Annotated in this window: 19 protein-coding genes; 3 read left to right on the top strand and 16 right to left on the bottom strand. The window is 71.1% G+C overall.

Annotated features, from left to right (window positions below):
- Window positions 1-95: 95 nt before the first annotated feature.
- Window positions 96-326: a hypothetical protein gene (locus tag ACH4U7_RS17285; RefSeq protein WP_398528739.1), complete on the top strand. Its 231-nt coding sequence runs from the start codon at window positions 96-98 to the stop codon at window positions 324-326.
- A 7-nt stretch (window positions 327-333) separates the two neighbouring features.
- On the opposite strand, the gene ACH4U7_RS17290 is transcribed toward ACH4U7_RS17285, so the two are convergent.
- The gene (locus ACH4U7_RS17290) at window positions 334-1,554 is read right to left on the bottom strand and encodes an MFS transporter (protein WP_398528740.1); all 1,221 of its coding nucleotides are present in this window, start codon (window positions 1,552-1,554) and stop codon (window positions 334-336) included.
- A 64-nt stretch (window positions 1,555-1,618) separates the two neighbouring features.
- Here ACH4U7_RS17290 and ACH4U7_RS17295 point away from each other — a divergent pair, with 64 nt between their 5' ends.
- Window positions 1,619-2,017, top strand: a complete 399-nt coding sequence (locus ACH4U7_RS17295) for a MerR family transcriptional regulator (protein ID WP_398528741.1) — start codon at window positions 1,619-1,621, stop codon at window positions 2,015-2,017.
- Window positions 2,018-2,028: 11 nt separating this feature from the next.
- Here the strand turns inward: ACH4U7_RS17295 and ACH4U7_RS17300 are convergent, their stop codons facing one another.
- The 14 genes from ACH4U7_RS17300 to ACH4U7_RS17365 all read right to left on the bottom strand — a co-directional run bounded on the left by ACH4U7_RS17300 (window position 2,029) and on the right by ACH4U7_RS17365 (window position 17,616).
- The gene (locus ACH4U7_RS17300) at window positions 2,029-3,486 is read right to left on the bottom strand and encodes an NAD(P)/FAD-dependent oxidoreductase (RefSeq protein ID WP_398528742.1); all 1,458 of its coding nucleotides are present in this window, start codon (window positions 3,484-3,486) and stop codon (window positions 2,029-2,031) included.
- Between the two features lie 16 nt (window positions 3,487-3,502).
- Window positions 3,503-3,823 (bottom strand): (2Fe-2S)-binding protein, encoded by a 321-nt coding sequence (locus tag ACH4U7_RS17305; RefSeq protein WP_398528743.1) that lies wholly within the window; start codon window positions 3,821-3,823, stop codon window positions 3,503-3,505.
- Window positions 3,813-5,018, bottom strand: a complete 1,206-nt coding sequence (locus ACH4U7_RS17310) for an NAD(P)/FAD-dependent oxidoreductase (RefSeq protein ID WP_398528744.1) — start codon at window positions 5,016-5,018, stop codon at window positions 3,813-3,815. Before ACH4U7_RS17310 ends, ACH4U7_RS17305 begins: the two co-directional genes overlap by 11 nt.
- On the bottom strand, window positions 5,015-5,653 hold the full coding sequence (locus ACH4U7_RS17315) for a GntR family transcriptional regulator (RefSeq protein ID WP_385617499.1): 639 nt from the start codon (window positions 5,651-5,653) through the stop codon (window positions 5,015-5,017). Before ACH4U7_RS17315 ends, ACH4U7_RS17310 begins: the two co-directional genes overlap by 4 nt.
- Window positions 5,654-5,719: 66 nt before the next feature.
- Window positions 5,720-6,721, bottom strand: coding sequence for a proline racemase family protein (locus tag ACH4U7_RS17320; protein ID WP_398528745.1), 1,002 nt, complete (start codon window positions 6,719-6,721; stop codon window positions 5,720-5,722).
- Entirely contained in the window at window positions 6,718-7,626 is a 909-nt protein-coding gene (locus ACH4U7_RS17325; protein ID WP_398528746.1) for a dihydrodipicolinate synthase family protein, read from the bottom strand. Before ACH4U7_RS17325 ends, ACH4U7_RS17320 begins: the two co-directional genes overlap by 4 nt.
- Before the next feature lie 61 nt (window positions 7,627-7,687).
- Window positions 7,688-9,226, bottom strand: coding sequence for an aminopeptidase P family protein (locus ACH4U7_RS17330; protein ID WP_398528747.1), 1,539 nt, complete (start codon window positions 9,224-9,226; stop codon window positions 7,688-7,690).
- Window positions 9,223-10,110, bottom strand: coding sequence for an ATP-binding cassette domain-containing protein (locus ACH4U7_RS17335; RefSeq protein ID WP_398528748.1), 888 nt, complete (start codon window positions 10,108-10,110; stop codon window positions 9,223-9,225). Before ACH4U7_RS17335 ends, ACH4U7_RS17330 begins: the two co-directional genes overlap by 4 nt.
- Window positions 10,107-10,955, bottom strand: a complete 849-nt coding sequence (locus ACH4U7_RS17340) for an ABC transporter ATP-binding protein (protein ID WP_398528749.1) — start codon at window positions 10,953-10,955, stop codon at window positions 10,107-10,109. Before ACH4U7_RS17340 ends, ACH4U7_RS17335 begins: the two co-directional genes overlap by 4 nt.
- Window positions 10,952-11,947: an ABC transporter permease gene (locus ACH4U7_RS17345; RefSeq protein ID WP_398528750.1), complete on the bottom strand. Its 996-nt coding sequence runs from the start codon at window positions 11,945-11,947 to the stop codon at window positions 10,952-10,954. The genes ACH4U7_RS17340 and ACH4U7_RS17345 overlap by 4 nt, the downstream gene beginning before the upstream one ends.
- Window positions 11,947-12,906 carry an ABC transporter permease gene (locus ACH4U7_RS17350; protein WP_398528751.1) on the bottom strand — a complete coding sequence of 320 codons (960 nt, stop codon included), beginning with the start codon at window positions 12,904-12,906 and terminating at the stop codon, window positions 11,947-11,949. The genes ACH4U7_RS17345 and ACH4U7_RS17350 overlap by 1 nt, the downstream gene beginning before the upstream one ends.
- A 5-nt stretch (window positions 12,907-12,911) precedes the next feature.
- A complete protein-coding gene (locus ACH4U7_RS17355; protein ID WP_398528752.1) occupies window positions 12,912-14,609 on the bottom strand; it encodes an ABC transporter substrate-binding protein in 1,698 nt (565 codons plus the stop codon).
- A gap of 134 nt (window positions 14,610-14,743) precedes the next feature.
- A complete protein-coding gene (locus ACH4U7_RS17360) occupies window positions 14,744-16,687 on the bottom strand; it encodes a glycoside hydrolase family 127 protein (protein WP_398528753.1) in 1,944 nt (647 codons plus the stop codon).
- Window positions 16,688-16,872: 185 nt separating this feature from the next.
- Window positions 16,873-17,616, bottom strand: coding sequence for an RNA-guided endonuclease TnpB family protein (locus ACH4U7_RS17365; protein WP_398528754.1), 744 nt, complete (start codon window positions 17,614-17,616; stop codon window positions 16,873-16,875).
- Window positions 17,617-17,803: 187 nt separating this feature from the next.
- Between ACH4U7_RS17365 and ACH4U7_RS17370 the strand changes: the two genes are divergently transcribed.
- Window positions 17,804-17,935 (top strand): hypothetical protein, encoded by a 132-nt coding sequence (locus ACH4U7_RS17370; RefSeq protein ID WP_398528755.1) that lies wholly within the window; start codon window positions 17,804-17,806, stop codon window positions 17,933-17,935.
- Here the strand turns inward: ACH4U7_RS17370 and ACH4U7_RS17375 are convergent.
- Window positions 17,929-18,063 carry a hypothetical protein gene (locus ACH4U7_RS17375; RefSeq protein ID WP_398528971.1) on the bottom strand — a complete coding sequence of 45 codons (135 nt, stop codon included), beginning with the start codon at window positions 18,061-18,063 and terminating at the stop codon, window positions 17,929-17,931. The two genes, ACH4U7_RS17370 and ACH4U7_RS17375, sit on opposite strands and share 7 nt — an antisense overlap.
- Window positions 18,064-18,072: the final 9 nt, after the last annotated feature.

Genomic DNA, 18,072 nt, shown 5'->3' on the forward strand with positions numbered 1-18,072 from the left:
CCTGGGTCACCATCGCGTCCTATGAGAACCTGCCCGGCTGTCCGCGCCCCCAGGCGGCCACGCGCGCTTGACTGCGCGACCGCGGCATCGACTGGATGCCCTTCACGCTGGTTGAGATCCGCTGGGACTTGATGTGCGGCGTCGGGCCCGACGGCCGTCGGCGCGGCTGGATCCAGGTCCACGTCCACCCCGACGCGCTGCGACGCCTCGGGCTCCATCCCGACCAGTCGACCGCGGCAATCCTGGGACCGTCCCCGCCCGGCTGGTGGCATGCCGCCGCGGAGCGCCACGCCCGCCGGGGTGCCGCTCGCCGACGGGCTCCGTAACCGCCGCTCAGGTCGTACGCGAGCGCTCCGCGGGGAAGCCGTGCGCGCGGGCGGCGATCACCACGGCCAGTACGGGCGCCAAGAGCGCCAGGGCGCTCCAGGGGAAGGCGTCGGGGCCGAGGCCGTCGAGGAGGATGCCGCCGGCGACTCCGCCGCCGGCCATGGCCGCGTTCCACAGGGTGACGAGCATGGCCTGCGCGGAGTCCGCCGCGTCGCCTCCCGCGTCGGCCACCGCGGTCTGCAGCAGCGTGGGGACGCCTCCCCAGCCCAGGCCCCACAGCGCCGCCGCGAGGTAGACCAGGGCGCGGCTGCCGGCCGGGATCGCGAGGACGGCGGCCGCGGCGGCGAACAGGACCGTGGCGGCGATGGTCAGGACCCGCAGCCGGCGGTCGATGCGGGCGCCCACGATCCAGATGCTCGCCATGGAGGCGGCGCCGAAGACCAGCAGGACGAGGTCGGTGGAGCCGCCCATGCCGAGCCCGTCGAGGTAGGTGGCGATGTAGGTGTAGAGGATCGTGTGGGCCAGCACATAGACCAGCGTGACGAACAGGACCGGCGCCACGCCGGGGACGGTCAGGGCCCGCAGGATCGGGGCACGGCCGTCCCGCCGCTGCCCGGGGTAGTCGGGGACCAGCGCGGCGATCCACCCGATCAGGACGGCGGCGAGCGCGGTGATGAGGGTGAACGTCACCCGCCAGCCGAGCACTTCGCCGAGGAAGGTGCCCGCGGGCACCCCCAGCGACAGGGCGATCGGTATGCCGGTCATCACGACCGCGACCGCCTTGCCCTGTAGGGCGACGGGCGCCATACGGCGGGCGTATCCGGCCAGCAGCGCCCAGGCCAGGCCCGCCGCGACCCCGGCGACGAACCGGGCGGCCATGGTCAGGGGATAGCTCCCCGAGGCCGCGGTGACCGTGTTGGCGACCGCGAAGCCCGCCATGGCCGTCAGCAGCAGCCGCTTGCGGCGCCACCCCGCGGTGGCCGCGGACAGCGGGATCGCGGTGAGCGCGGTCCCGATCGCGTAGATCGTCACCGACTGCCCCATCGCGGATTCGCCGACCCCCAGGTCGGCGCCCATCGCGGGCAGCACGCCCGCGGGCAGTGTCTCGGTCAGGCTGGTGATGAAGACGGCGGTGGCCAGCGCCAGCAGCGCGGGCAGGGGGAGTTTCGGGTTCTGGTCCTCGGTTCCGAGGCGGGAACCGGCTTGTGGTGTGGTGTCGTTGCGCACGCCGCATATGCTCGAACCATCACACAGATGTGAAGGTCAAGCGAGTGTGTACGAGGTGGAGCACATGCGCATCGGAGAGCTGTCGGAGCGCACCGGCACCCCCCGCCGGCTGCTGCGCTACTACGAGGAGCAGGGGCTGATCGCCGCGGACCGTTGCCCGAACGGCTACCGCGACTACGACGAGCGCTTCGTGGACCGGGTCCTGCAGATCAGGGGGTTGCTCGACGCCGGGCTGCCGACCCGGATCATCAAACAGATCCTCCCCTGTCTCGACAAGCCCCGGATCATCCACTTCTCGGACGCGACACCGGAGATGATCGCCACGCTGGAGCACGAACGCGACCGGATGACCGAGCGCATCGGCTGTCTGGTGCGCAACCGGGACGCCATCGCGGAGTACTTGGAGACGGTGCTCAGCAACGACCGCGCGCGGGCCGCCACCCGGCAGGCGTCAGACGGTTGAGTGCGCGCGCGTCAGGACTCCTCGTCCAGGGCGGCGATTTCGCCGAGCGTCACCGGTGTGGCCAGCGGTCGGCGGGCCAGCGGAAGGAGATCGTCCGCGCTGGGCGTGCCGGGCGCGCTGGGCGTGCCGGGTGATCCACCCATGAGCGCCGCCGCCACCTGGGCGGTCGCGAAGCCGCACACCCGGCCCTGGCACATCCCCATACCGGGCCGGGCCAGCATCTTCAGTGTCCGAGGGTCCTTCGCGCCGAGTTCGCGGGCCGCGTGGCACAGATCGCCGTACGTCACCTCCTCGCAGCGGCAGATGAGCGTGGACCCGTCGAGCCAGTCGGTCCAGCCCGGCGGCACCGGAGTGGCGGTGTGCAGGGCGGCGGCGAAGCGCCGGCCCCTGCGGATCGCGCGCTGGAGCCGGCGCATCCGGCCCTCGTCGATGGCCCGTCCCAGGTCGGCTGCCGCGGCGAGCCCGCTCAGCCGGCCCTCGCGGACGGCGAGCACGGCGCCACCGACCCCGGTGGCCTCCCCCGCGAGATAGACGCCAGGGCCGCCGGGCACATCGGCCCGCTGCCGGGCGTCGACCACGGCGACCAGCGAGCCGTCGGTGTCCAGCCGGGTGCGCGCGCCGACCATCAGCGGCAGTTCGAGCGACGGGGTGAACCCCCAGCCCAGCGCGACCAGATCGGCATCCACCTCGATCCGCACACCGCTGCGCGGGCGTCCGTCGCGGTCCAGCGGCGCGATACGGACGGACCGCACCCGGTCCTCGCCGCGGATCTCGGTGACCACCGTCCTGGTGCGGTACGGGATGCCGTGCCGGGCGAGGAGCGCGGCGTACTGGGCGCCCTCGACCGCCTTGGCCGGTTCCCGTAGCGCGCCACCCGGGTCGCGCAGCCAGCCGCGGAGCGGATTGGCCTCGCAGACCATGACGATCTCGGCGCCCGCCGCGGCGAGGCCGGTGGCCACCGGCAGCAGGAACGGCCCCGTCCCCGCCACCACGGCCCGCCGCCCGGCCAGGGTGCCACTCCCCTTGAGCAGGGCCTGCACCCCGCCGGCCGCCATGACGCCGGGCAGATCCCAGCCGGGCACCGGGAGCTGGCGGTCGTACGCACCGGGGCAGAGGATCAGCGAACGCGCGGTCAGCGTCCTGGTCCCGGGCCCGGTCCCCGGCGCGCGGCCGTCGTGCGTGGGCCGCAGGTGGAGGGTGAACCGGTCGGTGTCGCGGGTGATGAGCCACACCTGGTGTCCGAAGAGCGTACGGGTCCCCGTACGGACCAGGCCCGCGCGCAGGGTGGCGAACGTACGGCGGCCGTGCTGACCTCGTACGGGTCCCTCGTCGTGCGGACCGTGCCGCCAGTACTGGCCGCCGGGCCGCTCGCCGGCGTCCACCAGGGCCACGGTCAGCCCGGCCGCCGCCGCCTCGACCGCGGCGGCCATCCCCGCCGGGCCTGCGCCGACCACCGCCACATCTGCCACTACCTCTGCCGTTACGTCACCGTTCCCGTGCATCGGCGTCCCTCCCCGTACGTCCGGACTCCAGCCGCATCCCGTCGGCCGCGGGCACCAGACAGGCCCGCTGGTCGGGGCGGCCGTCGACGGTGATCAGGCAGTCGTAACAGACGCCGATCCCGCAGAACAGCCCGCGCGGCCTGCCCTCCCCGCGGGTGGTGCGCCAGGCGACCACCCCGGCCGCGACCAGCGCCGCCCCGACGCTCTGGCCCGGCCGGGCGTGGATGGTCCGCCCGTCGAAGGACAGGTCGAAGGACGGGTCGAAGGACTGTGACATCTCAGGGGGCATCGGGTCAGGGGGCATCGGGGCTCACCTCGTCGCCGGGCAGGGCTTGTTCGAATCGTTCGGGCGCGAAGGGGCTCAGGTCCAGGCCGGTCGGGCGGTCCGTCATGGCCTGCGCGAGCAGCTTGCCGGTCCCCACCGACAGGCCCACTCCGGCGCCCTCGTGGCCACAGGCGTGCCAGAGCCCGGGGGCCCGCGGGTCGGGGCCGATCACCGGCAGGTGGTCGGGGCAGTACGGCCGGAAGCCCAGATAGCTGCGGATGGCCTGGACGGAGGCCAGGAAGGGGAAGAGCGCGATCGCGTTGCGGGCCAGTGCGGCGAGGACGGACGGCGGGACCTCGCGGTCGAAGCCGACCCGTTCCCGGGACGAGCCGATCAGGACGGTGCCCGCGCGGGTGCCCTCGACGACGGGTGAGGTCTGCAGCGCCGCGTCCGAACTGGCCACGTCGCCCACGTACTCGGCCGCGTACACCTTGTGCCGGACCATGACCGGCAGCGGCTGGGTGACCAGGACGCATCCCCTCCGCGGCAGCACCGGCACCCGCACCCCGGCCAGTTCGGCGACGGCGCCGGCCCAGGTGCCCGCGGCGTTGAGCACGGCGGGGGCGCTGAGCGGGCCGCGGATGGTGCGGACCCCGGTGATCCGGTCGCCGGTCCGGAGGAACCCGGTGACCTCGGTGTCCGTCCGTACCCGTGCGCCCGCCTGCCGCGCCATCCGGAGCAGATGCGCCACCACCAGCATGGGCTGGACCTGTGCGTCCTGCGGGTAGAAGGCGCCGGAGACCAGCTCGGGCGACAGATGGGGCTCGTAGTCCGGCAGTTCGTCCTTCGGTACGTCGACGGCCTCGATCCCCTGGGCGCGCTGCTCCAGGACGAGCTTGGCGAGCGCGTCCGCACCGCCCGGGGTGGCGGCCACCACCAGACCGCCCTTGGCCTCGAACTCCCACAACCCGGCGTGTTCGGCCAGGTCCTCGCGCCAGACCCGCTGGGAGAACAGGGCCAGATCGAGTTCGGGTCCGGCCTCCTTGTCGGAGACCAGCAGATTGCCCTCGCCGGCGCTGGACGTACCGCCGGCGAGCGGGCCACGGTCGACGACGGTGACGCGGAGCCCGGCGCGGGCCGCGAAGTACGCGGCGGCCGCGCCGACCACCCCGGCCCCGATCACCACCAGATCCGTGGTCTCGGCGCGCGGCGAGTGCCCGGTGGGCCCGGTCATGTGCCGCCCGCCCAGATGCCCCGTACGTGTCCGATGTGGCGGTGCATGAACAGCTCGGCCGCCTCGGCGTTCCTGGACTCGACGAAGTCCAGCAGCTGATGGTGTTCCGCCGCGGACTCCACCAGGTTGCCCTTGCGGACCAGCGGTGCAAGACCCAGCAGCCGGGTCTGGGCCCGGAGGCTGGACACCACGTCCAGCAGCCGCCGGTTGCCGCCGTGCGCCAGCAGGGCGAGGTGGAAGACCCGGTCGGCCTCGACATAGCCGATGAGGTCCCCCTTCTCGGCGGCCTCCACGATCCGCTGGGCCAGCTCCCGCAGCTCGGGGAATGCCTCCGCCGGGACCAGCGGCACCACGGCCCGCACCGAGGGCGGTTCGACCAGCAGCCGCACCGCCGTCACCTCGTCCAGGTCCTGCTCGGAGACCTCGGTGATGAGGAAGCCCTTGTTGGGCTGCGCCACCACCAGCTCCTCCTTGACCAGGTCGATCATCGCCTCGCGCACCGGGGTGGAGGACACCCCGAACTTGGCGGCCAGCGTCGGCGCTGAGTACACCGTGCCTGGTGTCAGCTCTCCGGAGATGATCGCGGCGCGCAGGGCGTTCCGCACCCGGTCACGGAGGATTTCACGCTTTCCCACGGTGCGGAGGTGCGTCGTCGACTCCTCCGTGACCGGCCGTTCGCCGTCCAACTGGGTTGCCTCTTTCTAAAGCAGGAATCCGGCCGGAAAGGGGTCGTCCGGATCCAGGGTGTACTGGGCGGTGCCGGTGACCCATGCCCGCCCGGTGATGGTGGGCACCACGGCGGGTCGTCCGGCCACCTCAGTCTCCTCGATCAGCCGCCCGATGAAGCGCGTGCCGATGAAGGACTCGTTCACGAACTCCGCCCCCACGGCCAGTTCGCCCCGGGCGTGGAGCTGCGCCATACGGGCGCTGGTGCCGGTGCCGCACGGCGAGCGGTCGAACCAGCCGGGGTGGATGCCCATGGCATGCCGGGAGTGGGCGGCCGTCGAGCCGGGTGCCTTGAGGTAGACGTGGTGGCAGCCGCGGATGTCGGGGCGCTCGGGGTGGACCGGCTCGTCCTGCTCATTGATCGCGGCCATGATCCCCAGGCTGGCCGCCAGCAGTTCGGCGCCGGCCTGCCGGTCGAACGGCAGGCCCAGCTCCGCCAGCTCGACGATGGCGTAGAAGTTGCCGCCGAACGCCATGTCGTAGCTGACCTTGCCGAGGCCGGGCACATCGACCGTACGGTCCAGGGCGTGGGCGAAGGAGACGACGTTGCGCAGGGTCACCGAGCGTGCGCGGCCGTCCTCCACCGCCACCTCGGCCGTCACCGGCCCGGCCGGGGTGTCCAGCCGGATGACGGTGACCGGTTCGCGCACCTCCACCATGCCGGTTTCCACCAGCACGGTGGCGACTCCGATGGTGCCATGGCCGCACATCGGCAGCAGGCCGCTGACCTCGATGAACAGCACGCCCCAGTCGGCCTCGGGGGTGGTCGGCGGCTGCAGGATGGCGCCGCTCATCGCCGAGTGGCCACGCGGCTCGTACATCAGCAGGGTGCGTACGTCGTCGCGGTTGGCCATGAACCACGAGCGGCGCTCGGCCATGGTCTCCCCCGGGATGACGCCCACGCCGCCGACCACCACCCGGGTGGGCATGCCCTCCGTATGGGATTCGACGGTGTGGAAGACGCGGCTGGATCTCACTTGTATCCCTTGGCGACAGCGGCTTCGGTGTCCCGGACGACCCGCTCGGCGATCTCGGGCCGGAGCGGGGTGCGCGGCGGGCGGCAGGGGCCGCCGCGCAACCCGACGACATCCATGGACAGCTTGATGGACTGGACGAACTCGGTCTTGGAGTCCCAGCGCAGCAGCGGGTGCAGATCACGGTAGAGCGGCAGGGCCTTGGCGATGTCGGCGGATTCGCCGGAGGTGGCGAGCCGGTAGAGCTCCACGCAGCTCTCCGGGAGGGCGTTGGGGTAGCCGGCGATCCAGCCGACCGCCCCGGCCAGGCCCAGTTCGAGCAGGACGTCGTCGGCACCGATGATCAGGTCGAGGCCGGGGGCGAGTTCGGCCAGCTCATAGGCGCGGCGGACGTCTCCGCTGAATTCCTTGACCGCGACGATCAGGCCCTCGGCGTGCAGTTCGGCCAGCAGGTCGGGGGTGAGGTCGACCCTGGTGTCATGGGGGTTGTTGTAGGCGACGACCGGAAGGCCGGCCGCGGCCACCTCGCGGTAGTGCGCCACCACGCCCGCGCGGTCGGCGCGGTAGGTGTTGGGCGGCAGCAGCAGCACCGAGTCGGCGCCCGCCTCGGCCGCCTGCTCGGCCCACCGGCGGGCCTCCACCGCGCCGTACGCGCCCACGCCGGGCATCACGGTGTGGCCCTCCGGGGACGCCTCGACGGCGGTGCGCACCATGCGGGCGCGTTCCTCGTCGGACAGGGTCTGGTACTCGCCGAGGGAGCCGTTGGGGCAGACGCCGTCACAGCCGCCCGCGGCGAGAAAGCGGACGTGCTCCGCGTAGGCGTCGTAGTCGACAGAGAGGTCGCTGCGCAGCGGCAGCGGTGTCGCGACATGGACACCGCGCCAGGGTGTGTCGGGGCCGACGGTCATGGATCCTCCTCCTAGGAACAGTGCAATGTTACATACCACTGATGGTTACGAGTAATGCGGCTCAGCGGGTCGTCATCCAGCGCTCCAGACCCGTGGCGTCCAGCGGCAGCGCCGAGGACAGCACCTCCGCGCCCTCCTCGGTGACCAGCAGATCGTCCTCGATGCGCATCCCGATCCCGCGGAGCTCCGGCGGGAGGGTGCGGTCGTGCTCGTGGAAGTACAGCCCCGGCTCCACGGTGAGCACCATGCCGGGCGCCATCTTCGCCCCCTGGTACGCGGCGTAGTCCGCCCGCGCGCAGTCGTGCACATCGAGACCGAGGTGGTGGCCGATGCCGCAGACCAGATAGCGCCGGTGGTGCTGGCCTTCCGGGGACAGCGCCTCGTCGACGGAGACCGGCAGCAGCCCCCAGTCGGCCAGGCCCCGCGCCACCACCTCCATGGCGGCGGTGTGGAAGTCGGCGAAGTCCCGGCCCGGGGCGACGGCGGCCAGGCCCGCCCGGTGCGCCCGCTCCACCAGGTCGTGCACGTCGCGCTGGGCCTGGCTGAACCGGCCCGAGGCCGGGAAGGTGCGCGTCACATCGGCGGTGTAGTAGCTGTTCGTCTCCACACCCAGGTCGAGCAGCACCGCCTTGTCCTCCGCCACCGGGCCGTCGCACCGCACCCAGTGCAGCGTGGCCGCGTGTGCGCCGCTGCCCACGATGGACGCGTAGCCGGGGCCGTTGCCGTGGGTGCGGGCGTAGCGGTCGAAGGTGCCCTGCAGCCAGCGCTCTCCGCCGCCCGCGATGGCCGCCGGGAACTCGCGCACCACGGCGGCGAAGCCCTCGACGGTGCGGTCCACGGCCTGCCGCATCTGCTCGATTTCCCAGGCGTCCTTGACCATGCGCAGTTCGGACAGGGTACGGCCCAGATCGGCGGACGCGGTGAGGCCGTGGCGGTGTGCGGTGTCGGGGTCGAGCGCACCGGTCAGCAGCGGCTTGCTGAGTCCGGCCAGCGTGGTGTCGAGCTCGTCGAGCGGGCGGACGTCCAGGCCCAGCGCCTCGCTCCACTCTTCAAGACCGGGTGCGCCACCGACCCACAGCTCGCCGTGCGCGGCGTCGGCGAAGAACCCCGTCTCCCCGGGCCGGGCCGGGGCGGGCAGGTGCAGGGTCGCGTCATGGCCCCCCGGTACGGGGCGCAGCACCAGTACGCCGTGCTCCACCCCGCCACACCCGGTCAGCCAGTAGAAGTCGCTGTCCGGGCGGAAGTCGTAGTTGGTGTCGTTGGAACGCACCGGAGCGCGCCCGGCGGCCACCACGATCGCCGCTCCCGGGTGGGCGGCGCTGAGCCGCGCCCGGTGGTGTGCGGCGGCGTCCGCGGCTCCCGGCACGGTCCGGGCGCTGCGGTCGGGGGTGTCCCAGCCCTCCGCCATGAACGCCGCGAAGGAGGGCAGCTCGGCCAGCCGGGGCATCCGCGGGTCCAGCTTCGTGGACCGCGGCGAGGACTGCGGCGCGGGGGACTCCGTGGCGGTGGCGGGGGTTTCCGTGGCAGGGGTGTCCGTGGCGATGGCGGGAGCCTCCGTGGCGGTGGCGGTACGGGAGCGGGTTGTCAGGTCGTCGGTCATGGCAGCTCCTCGGATGAGGCGGTGGTGGACGCGTGCTCAGTGGCGCCCTCGCGGCGCCGGCGGTCCCATTCCGGGTCGATACGGGGTATCGCGGCCAGCAGGGTGCGGGTGTACGGGTCCCGGGGGCGATCGAAGACCTCCGCGCAGGGGCCGGACTCCACGATGACACCCTGCTTCATGACGGCGATACGGTGCGAAATCCGGCGCACCACGGCGAGGTCGTGGGCGATGAAGAGGTAGGAGAAGCCGCTCTCCCGCTGGAGGCGCAGCAGCAGGTCCATCACCTGGGCCTGCACCGACACATCGAGCGCGGAGACCGCCTCGTCGCAGATCACCAGCTTCGGGCCGACCGCGAGGGCGCGGGCGATGCCGATCCGCTGGGCCTGTCCGCCGGAGAACTGCGCCGGGTAGCGGTGCAGATGGTCGGGGTTGAGGCCGACCCGTTCCATCAGCTCCCCGGCGAAGGCCCGCCGCCCTCCGGGGATGGGGAGCCCCTGGTAGACCAGGGGTGCGGTGAGGATGCGCTCCACGGTGTGGCGGGGGTTGAGCGAGGAGAAGGGGTCCTGGAAGACGACCTGGACGTCGTTGCGGAAGCGGGCCAGGTCGGGCCCGCGGGCATGGGTGACGTCCCGCCCGTCGAACTCGATGGTGCCCTCGGTGGCTTCCATCAGCTTCGCCACCAGCCGCGCGGTGGTGGACTTCCCGCTGCCGGACTCGCCCACCAGCGCCAGCGTCTCGTGCGGAAACACCTCGAAGCTGACCGAGTCCACCGCGGTGAACACCGATTTGCGCCCCAGCGGACCGCCGCCGCCCCGCGTGGTGAAGCGCTTGGTGAGATCGTGGGCGCGCAGCAGGGGCCGTACATCAGCTCGGCTGCCGGTCACCGGACTTCCTCCTGTGCTTCGTCGTCGATGCGCGGGATGCTCTCCAGCAGCATCCGGGTGTAGGGGTGGCGCGGCGCGGAGAAGACCCGTTCCGTGTCGGCGTATTCGAGCTGTTCGCCCTCGCGCATCACCAGCACCCGCTGGGCGATCGTGGCGATCACTGCCAGGTCGTGGGTGATGAAGAGCATGCCGGTGCCGGTCTGCCGCTTCAGCTCGGCCAGCAGCTCGAGGATCTGGGACTGCACCGTGACGTCCAGCGCGGTGGTGGGCTCGTCCGCGATGAGCAGGGCGGGTTCGCACATCAGCGCCATCGCGATCATGATGCGCTGCCGCTGTCCGCCGGAGAACTGGTGCGGATAGCGGTCGACCCGCTCGGCCGGGTCCGGGATGCCGACCCGGCCGAGTGCGTCGACGGCCATCGCTCGCGCCGCGCGGCGCGAGCCGCCGCGGTGGCAGCGGTAGACCTCGGCGATCTGGAGGCCCACGGTGTAGTACGGGTTGAGTGAGGACAGCGGGTCCTGGAAGACCATGGACATCACGTTTCCGCGCAGCCGGCGCAGCTCGGCGTCCGGGCGGCCGAGCAGTTCGGTGCCCCGGAACCGGATGCTGCCGCTGGTGCGCGCGCCCCGTGGGAGCAGCCCCATGACGGCGAGGGCCGTCATGGACTTGCCCGAGCCGGATTCGCCGACGATGCCCAGGGTTTCGTTGTTCCGCAGCGTGAAGGTGTTGTCGCGGACGACGTCCACCGGTCCTCGGGTGGTCGGGAAGGTCACGGTCAGACCCTCGACCGCAAGCAGGTCCGCGGACTCGGCCGAGTCAGCCCGGTGGGCTGGGGATGCGGTCATGACGCGGTGATCCTTACGCGCGGGTCCAGCGCCGTATAGAGCAGATCGACCACGACGTTGCCGATCACCACGAAGAACGCCGCCAGCAGCGTGACCGCCATGATCACCGGCTGGTCGTTCTTCGCGATCGCGTCCGAGGCCATCTTGCCCACGCCGTTGAGGCCGAAGACGGTTTCGGTGATGAGGGCGCCGCCGAGCAGACCGGCGAAGTCCATCCCGAAGATGGTGACGATCGGGGTGAGCGCCGGCCGCAGCGCGTGCCGGCGGAGGATCAGGACCGGTCCGAGCCCCTTGGCGCGTGCCGTGCGCATGAAGTTCTCGGCGAGGGTGTCGATGACGTTGGCCCGCGTCATCCGGGCGTACAGACACGCGTATCCGATGGCGAGCACGATCCACGGCATCAGATACGACTGGAACCAGGCCACCGGATCGTCGCCGAACGGGATCGCCGCGGGGAACGGCAGCACTTGCCACTTGACCACCAGCAGGTACTGGAGCGCCAGGGCGAGTACGTACGGGGGGATGCTGGAGCCGCCGAGCGCCAGCGCCATGGTGGAGCGGTCCCACCACGTACCCTCCTTGACCCCGCTCAGCAGCCCGATGGTGACCCCGCCGAGCAGCCACAGCACGGCCGCGCCGACGGCGACGGTGACGCTCACCGGGAGCCGCTCGAGGACCATCTCCCACACCGACTGGCCGCTCTGGAAGCTGTAGCCGAGGCAGGGGGCGGGGCAGTGGACCAGATTGGCGCCCGAGCCGTAGTCCCGTCCGGCCACGATGCCGCGCAGGAAGTCCCACAGCTGCTGGAGGAACGGGCGGTCGAGGCCGAGGGAGGTGCGGATCGTGTCGATGCGCTCCGGTGTGCAGGTCTTGCCGCAGATCATCACCGCGGGGTCGGGTGAGAGCTGGAAGAAGATGACGTAGGTGAACACACAGACGGACAGCAGGATGACCAGCACCCATGAGAGCCGGCCGACGACGTAGCGGAGCATCAGGAGGCCTCCCCCGCGTCCAGGGCGTGCCGCAGCCGGTCGCCCACCACGGTCAGCGCGAGCACGGTGCCGAAGAGGAAGGTTCCGGGGATCACGAAGTACATCGGGTCCACCTGGTACCAGCTGACCGAGTTGGCGATCATCTGCCCCCAGGAGGCGGTCGGCGGGGTGACCCCGACGCCGAGGAAGGAGAGTCCGGCCTCGGTGCCGATGTATCCGGGCACGGCGAGCGTGGTCATCACGATGATGGTGCTGCGCAGATTGGGCAGGATCTCCGCGAAGATCAGCGCCCGGCTGCTCGCCCCGGAGGACCGCGCCGCCTCGACGAACTCCCGGCCCGTCAGGGTCAGCGTCTGGCCGCGCACCACACGCGCCAGATACGGCCAGCCGAAGACGCTCAACACGAACACCAGCAGCACCGGACGGTTGCCGGCCGGCAGCGCGGACAGCACCGCGATCATGAAGATCAGGGCCGGGAAGGCCATCAGGAAGTCCATCAGCCGGGAGATGACCTGATCCACCCAGCGGCCGTAGAACCCGGCCAGCAGGCCGAGCACGACGCCGATGACGGTGGTCAGAAGGGTCGCGGAGACGGCGATCAGCATCGAGATCCGCGCCCCGTAGGCGATCCGGACCAGGATGTCGCGGCCGTTCTGCGGTTCCACGCCCAGCCAGTGGTCGCCGCTGATACCGCCGAGCGATCCCTTGGGCAGCCCGCCCAGGTCCTTGTCGACGGCCGCGCTGTCGAAGGTGTCCGGGCCGTGCCCGGTCAGCGTGCCGATCAGCGGCGCGCACAGGGCCATCAGCACCAGCAGGGCGAGAAACGCGGTGCTGAGCACGGCCCCGATATCGCGCCGCAGCTCGCGCAGGACACGTCGCCCGGTGCCCCCGGGCGGCGCGGCGCCGGCCGGGGGCGAGGGCAGTCCCGGCTGCGCCTCGTGGAGGGTGGTGGTCGCCATGCCGGTTACTTCTTCGGGTCCGCGAGGCCGACGCCGACCAGGTCGATCCCGCCGCTGTACGAGATCGAGGTGTGGGCGCCCGCGATATTGGTGCCGACCACCAGCACGGTCTTGGAGTAGTTGAGCGGCACGATCGGGGCGAGCTTCATGATCTCGGCGTCGAGCTTGCCGTAGGCCTCGTTCTGCGCCGTCTCGTCGTCCATCGCCGCGATCTCGTCGATGCGCTTCTGGATCTTCTTGTCGTCGAGCATGGAGAGCACCGAGTTGCCCTTGTCGGAGATGAGCCGTCCGTCGAACAGCGGCGGCAGGAAGGTGGTGCCGCCCGGCCAGTCCGGGCACCAGCCGGTGAGCGCCGCGTCGTGCTGCTGCGAGGGCGTGCCGATGACCTCGTAGAAGGTCGAGGTGTCAATGGTGTTGATCTTCACCTTGATGCCCACCCGCTTCAGCCCCTGCTGGACGGCCACCGCGACCGCCTGCTCGGTGGCGGCGGCGCGGGTGTCCACGGTGAGGGTGAAGCCCTTGGCCAGGCCCGCCTTGGCCAGCAGTTTGCGGGCGGCGTCCGGATCGCCGGTGCCGTCCTTGGAGGGATACACATCCGTGGCGTCCCGCCCGGGGATCGACGGGGGCTCGATGGAGGTGGCCGCGGTGGCCAGGGCGGAGCCGCCGAGCGCGTCCACCGTGGTCTGCTTGTTGACGGCGTACTCGATCGCCTGGCGCACCCGGACGTCCTTGAGCGGCCCCTTGGTGGTGTTCAGGCTCATGTATGTGGTGCAGCCGGTCACCCCGGCGAGCGTGCGCTGCTTGAGCTGCGGCGTCTGGAGCCGGGCGATGGTCGCGGGCTGCACCTTGGGGCCGATGGCGTTGATGTCCTTGCCCTGCCCCGCGATCAGGCGCTCGTCGATGGTCGCCGCGTCCAGGCCGAAGGTCCACACGAAACTGTCCGGGCGGGCGGCGCGCACCGTGTCGGTGGAGCGCTTCCAGTGCTTGTTGCGGACCAGCTCGAGCGAGGAGCCCCGCCGGTAGCTCGCCACCTGGTACGGGCCGGACGCGATCGGCTTGGTGTCGAAGGCGGCCTTGGCGCCGGTGCCCTTGGGGAAGGGGGTGAAGTTCGGCTGGGCGACGACGCTGGAGAACTGCGGGTAGGACTTCTTGAGATGGAAGACGATGGTGCGTTCGTCGGGGGTCTCGATGGTGTCCAGATCGCCCGACTGGTACGGGCCCTTGTAGTCGGCGGGTGCGGCGATGACCTGCTTGGCGTACGGCGAGCCGATGCCGGCGTCGGGGTCCCAGGCCCGCTCCACGCCGAACTTGACGTCCTGGCTGGTGATCGGGGCGCCGTTCTGGAAGAACAGCCCCTTCTTGAGGGTGAAGGTCCAGGTCTTGTTGTTCTCGGACGGCCGGCCGGTGTCGGTGGCCAGATCGCCGACGATCTTCGTCCCGTCGTTGTTCGGACCGGTCGCCTCGCGGGTGGTGAGGGTGCGGTAGATCAGGCGGTAGAAGTTGTTGACCCCGCCGTCGAAACCGCGTGCCGGGTCGAGGTGCGAGAAGTCGGGCTTCTCCAGGAAGTGCACGGTGCCGCCGGTGGCGGGGTCCGCGGTGGGCTTGGCCTGGCCGGAGGCGGCGGGGCCGCCTCCGCTGCAGGCGGTGAGGGTCAGGGGAATGGCGGTACACAGCGCGGCGCAGGACAGGACGGCTCTTCTCATGGCACCTTCTCCGGAAGTGAGGGAGGACGGACAAGGGACGTACGCAGGGGGACGTACGCGTGGGGGAGATACAGGCAGGGGGATGTACAGGCGGAGGGATGTACAGGCAGGGGGGTTGATCAGGCGGCGGTTGATCAGGTGTTTCTGATCCACACCCGCATGGGGCCGGGCTCCCGGTTGCCCCATGTGAAGTACGGGACGAGGGTCAGCTCGGCGGTGTCGGTGTCGGTGTCGGGCCGGTCCTGTTGCGGACCGGTCGCGAGCACGGGGTACAGCTCGGGTGAGGGCGGCGGCGCGACGTCCGCGGTGATCCGGATCAGCGGCGCTCCCGACGGCACACCGTCGGATTCCGGGGCGGCGACGGTCCGGGCGGCCGCGATGTGCTCGGCGCCGATCAGCACGTCGTCGACGCCGGCCGTGCAGTCCTGCTGCTCCACGCAGTAGACCAACGGCCCCCGGGCCACCGCGACCGTACCGCGCGTCGCGTCCAGGTAGGGATGGGAGACATGGCCGCGGACCGGCATGGGCAGGCTCAGCCGCAGTTCGTCGCCCGGGCGCCAGTGCCGCTCGACGCTCAGCCAGCCGTCCGCCACGTCCCCGGCCACAGCCTCTTCGCCCACCGAGCCCACCGTGAGCCGGACTTGTCCGGCGTCCGCCCAGCCGGGCACCCGGAGCGAGATCCGGTACGGCCGGTCGGGCGCCCGGCGCACGGTGAGCCGCACCTCGCCGTCCCACGGATAGCCGGTCACCATGTCCAGCGCGACCTCCTCCCCGTCCACACCGGCCTCGGCGTACCCCGCGACCAGCAGCTCTCCCTCCCGCTCCGCGACGAGGAAATCCGCGAGCTGGGCCATCCAGCGCACCACGTTGGGCGGGCAGCAGGGGCAGCCGAACCAGGCCTGGCGCAGCGGTTCGCCGCTCTCCTCGGCCCCGCTGCGCTGCTCGTGGTCGGGGCGCCGCTGCAGTGGGTTGTCGTAGAAGAAGGCGCGTCCGTCCGCTGACAGGCCCACGGCGAACGCGTTGTACAGGACGCGTTCCAGCACGTCGGGATAGCGGGCGTCGCCGGTGGCCAGGAACATCCGCCAGGCCCACTGCATGGTGCCGATGGCCGCGCAGGTCTCGCTGTAGGAGCGCTCGGAGGGAAGTTCGTAACGGTCACCGACAGCCTCGTCGGAGTGGCGGCTGCCAAGACCTCCCGTCACATACAGCTTGGTGGCCACCATGTCGTCCCACAGCCGCCGCAGCGCGTCGAGCAGTGTCCGGTCGCCGGTCTCCCGGAACACATCGGTGGCGCCCGCGGCCAGGTAGACCATCCGCACCGCGTGTCCGGTCACCGACGGGAGTTCGCGCAGCGGCAGATGGTCCTGGAAGTACGCGGAGCCCATGCCCCGCGATGGCACGGTTCCCCGGCCGCGGCGGTCGACGAACAGCCGGGCCTGGGTCAGATACCGCTCTTCGCCGGTCTCCCGGTACAACTCCACCAGGGCCATTTCGACTTCGGGGTGGCCGCAGACCGCATCCTCGCCCCGCGGTCCGTAGCGCTCGACCACCAGGTCCGCGAAGCGTACGGCCACGTCCAGCAGCCGTCTGTCCCCGAGCTGTCGGTGCGCGGCGACGGCGGCCTGGATGAGGTGGCCGAGGTTGTACATTTCATGGCCCCAGGAAAGGTCTTCCCAGGGGGCCTTGGCAGAGTCGGGGTCCTGGAAGAAGGAGTTGAGGTAGCCGTCCGGCGCCTGGACGCGCTCCAGCAGGTCCACGGTCTCCTCGTAGAAGTCCCGCATCGTCTGCCGGCCGCCGTCGTCGTCCGGCCGCGCCAGTTCGTAGACCAGCCCCTCCAAGGTCTTGTAGAGGTCGGTGTCCAGGAACGGGTACCGCCCGCGATAGGGCGTGGTCCGCCGCTTCTCCTCGGGCACCTCGGGCAGCAGTCGGCGGAGGTTGTCGAGATTGCCCGCCTTCCTCAGCTGCTCCAGCGTATGCGGCGCGGTGGCTTCGCGGTTGCGCCGCTGCCAGTCGGCCAGCAGCCCCCCGGTGATGCGCACGCGTGAGCCCCGCAGGGGCGCCACGGTCTGGTGACCCATCCGTCCTCCAGTGACATGTAGCATTGCACTGCACCATAAACAGTGTCGCGCGCCCTGCCAAGAGTCATACGGAAGGGAAACCTCCGCGCCCGTATCGATATGCGGTTCCGCCGCGTGGCGGTGGCCAACAGGTCGGCTGGAGAAGCAGGCCCCGGGAGAAAGGTGTGGTACGTGTTCCGACGTCCTCACCGACGTGGACGTGGGTGATTCCCGCCTGCCCCGCCGCCTGCGGCGGCGGGGCTTCGGGTGGGTTCCTGCTTCGACGAGCACTGCCCCTGCTTGCGAGGTCTGACGTGCTCTCCACAGGCGTTTCGACGCTCCGCCTCGTGCCGCATCACAGCAGCACGTTTCCGTCCAGCGGCGCGTATGTTGACCTCGGCGTTCTCGTCCCGGTCGTGGTGGGTGCCGCATGCCGTGCAGGTCCAGGTGCGGACGTTCAGCTGCTCGCGGCCCCTGGGACCGGTGCGGCGTCCGCACTGGGGGTTGGAGCACAACTGAGTGGAGGGGAACCACCGGGCGACCTTGACGAAGGTCCGCCCGTACCGCTTGCACTTGGCTTCGAGGGTGCGGGCGAAGGTACCGAAGGACTGGTCATGGCCGCTCTTACCGAACCGGCCGTGCCGGGTGGCCATGCCCTTCACATTCAGGTCCTCCGCATAGACCGCTTGGCTCTCGCGGACGATGCGGGTGGTCTCCTGCTCGATGAAGTCGCGCCGCTGGTCAGCGATGCGGGCATGGATCTTCGCGACGACCCGCTTGGCCTTGCGCCGGTTGTTCGGTCCTTTCTCCTTGCGGGACAGGGCCCGCTGGGCCCGCCTGAGTTTCCTCTCCTGACAGCGGAAGAACTTCGGAGAGGCGATCTTCCGGCCGCGCAGCACGGCATAGGAGGACAGGCCCAGATCGATCCCGGTGTCCGTCTCTCTCCGCATCCAGCGCGGGCCAGGGCTTGTTGTCCACCTCGACCACAAAACTGGCAAAATACCTGCCGGACGAGTCCTTGACGATCGTCACGCTGGAGGGTTCACAGGGCAGCTCGCGGGACCAGCGCACCTCGATGTCGCCGATCTTCGGCAGACGCAGCTTCCCGCCTTCGGTGATCACCAGCGGGCGTTCCCGGTGAACCGGATCGCCTGCCGGGAGGTCTTCCTCTTCATCTTCGGCGGGCCCATCGCCGGCCCCTTGCGGGTGCCGTTCTTCGAAGCGAAGAAGTTGCTGTACGCCTTCTCAAGATCCCGCAGGGACTACTGAAGCACCACCACGGACACCTCGCCCAGCCAGGCCCTCTGCACAGTCTTCTTGGCCTCGGTGATGACCTGTTTCGACAGCTCGGCCCCCGTCGGGCGCGGCAGGCCCTTCGCATAGGCATCGCGCCTCACGCGCAGGGC

Origin of the sequence: Streptomyces sp. NPDC020845 (genome assembly GCF_044334165.1) — a bacterium.
In the GTDB taxonomy this organism is placed as follows: domain Bacteria; phylum Actinomycetota; class Actinomycetes; order Streptomycetales; family Streptomycetaceae; genus Streptomyces.

Coding starts and splice junctions, on each gene's coding strand:
- ACH4U7_RS17285 (WP_398528739.1), top strand. CDS start 96: ATGCCCTTCACGCTGGTTGAGATCCGCTGGGACTTGATGTGCGGCGTC.
- ACH4U7_RS17295 (WP_398528741.1), top strand. CDS start 1,619: ATGCGCATCGGAGAGCTGTCGGAGCGCACCGGCACCCCCCGCCGGCTG.
- ACH4U7_RS17305 (WP_398528743.1), bottom strand. CDS start 3,823: ATGCCCCCTGACCCGATGCCCCCTGAGATGTCACAGTCCTTCGACCCG.
- ACH4U7_RS17310 (WP_398528744.1), bottom strand. CDS start 5,018: ATGACCGGGCCCACCGGGCACTCGCCGCGCGCCGAGACCACGGATCTG.
- ACH4U7_RS17325 (WP_398528746.1), bottom strand. CDS start 7,626: ATGACCGTCGGCCCCGACACACCCTGGCGCGGTGTCCATGTCGCGACA.
- ACH4U7_RS17330 (WP_398528747.1), bottom strand. CDS start 9,226: ATGACCGACGACCTGACAACCCGCTCCCGTACCGCCACCGCCACGGAG.
- ACH4U7_RS17340 (WP_398528749.1), bottom strand. CDS start 10,955: ATGACCGCATCCCCAGCCCACCGGGCTGACTCGGCCGAGTCCGCGGAC.
- ACH4U7_RS17345 (WP_398528750.1), bottom strand. CDS start 11,947: ATGCTCCGCTACGTCGTCGGCCGGCTCTCATGGGTGCTGGTCATCCTG.
- ACH4U7_RS17350 (WP_398528751.1), bottom strand. CDS start 12,906: ATGGCGACCACCACCCTCCACGAGGCGCAGCCGGGACTGCCCTCGCCC.
- ACH4U7_RS17355 (WP_398528752.1), bottom strand. CDS start 14,609: ATGAGAAGAGCCGTCCTGTCCTGCGCCGCGCTGTGTACCGCCATTCCC.
- ACH4U7_RS17360 (WP_398528753.1), bottom strand. CDS start 16,687: ATGGGTCACCAGACCGTGGCGCCCCTGCGGGGCTCACGCGTGCGCATC.
- ACH4U7_RS17365 (WP_398528754.1), bottom strand. CDS start 17,616: ATGCGGAGAGAGACGGACACCGGGATCGATCTGGGCCTGTCCTCCTAT.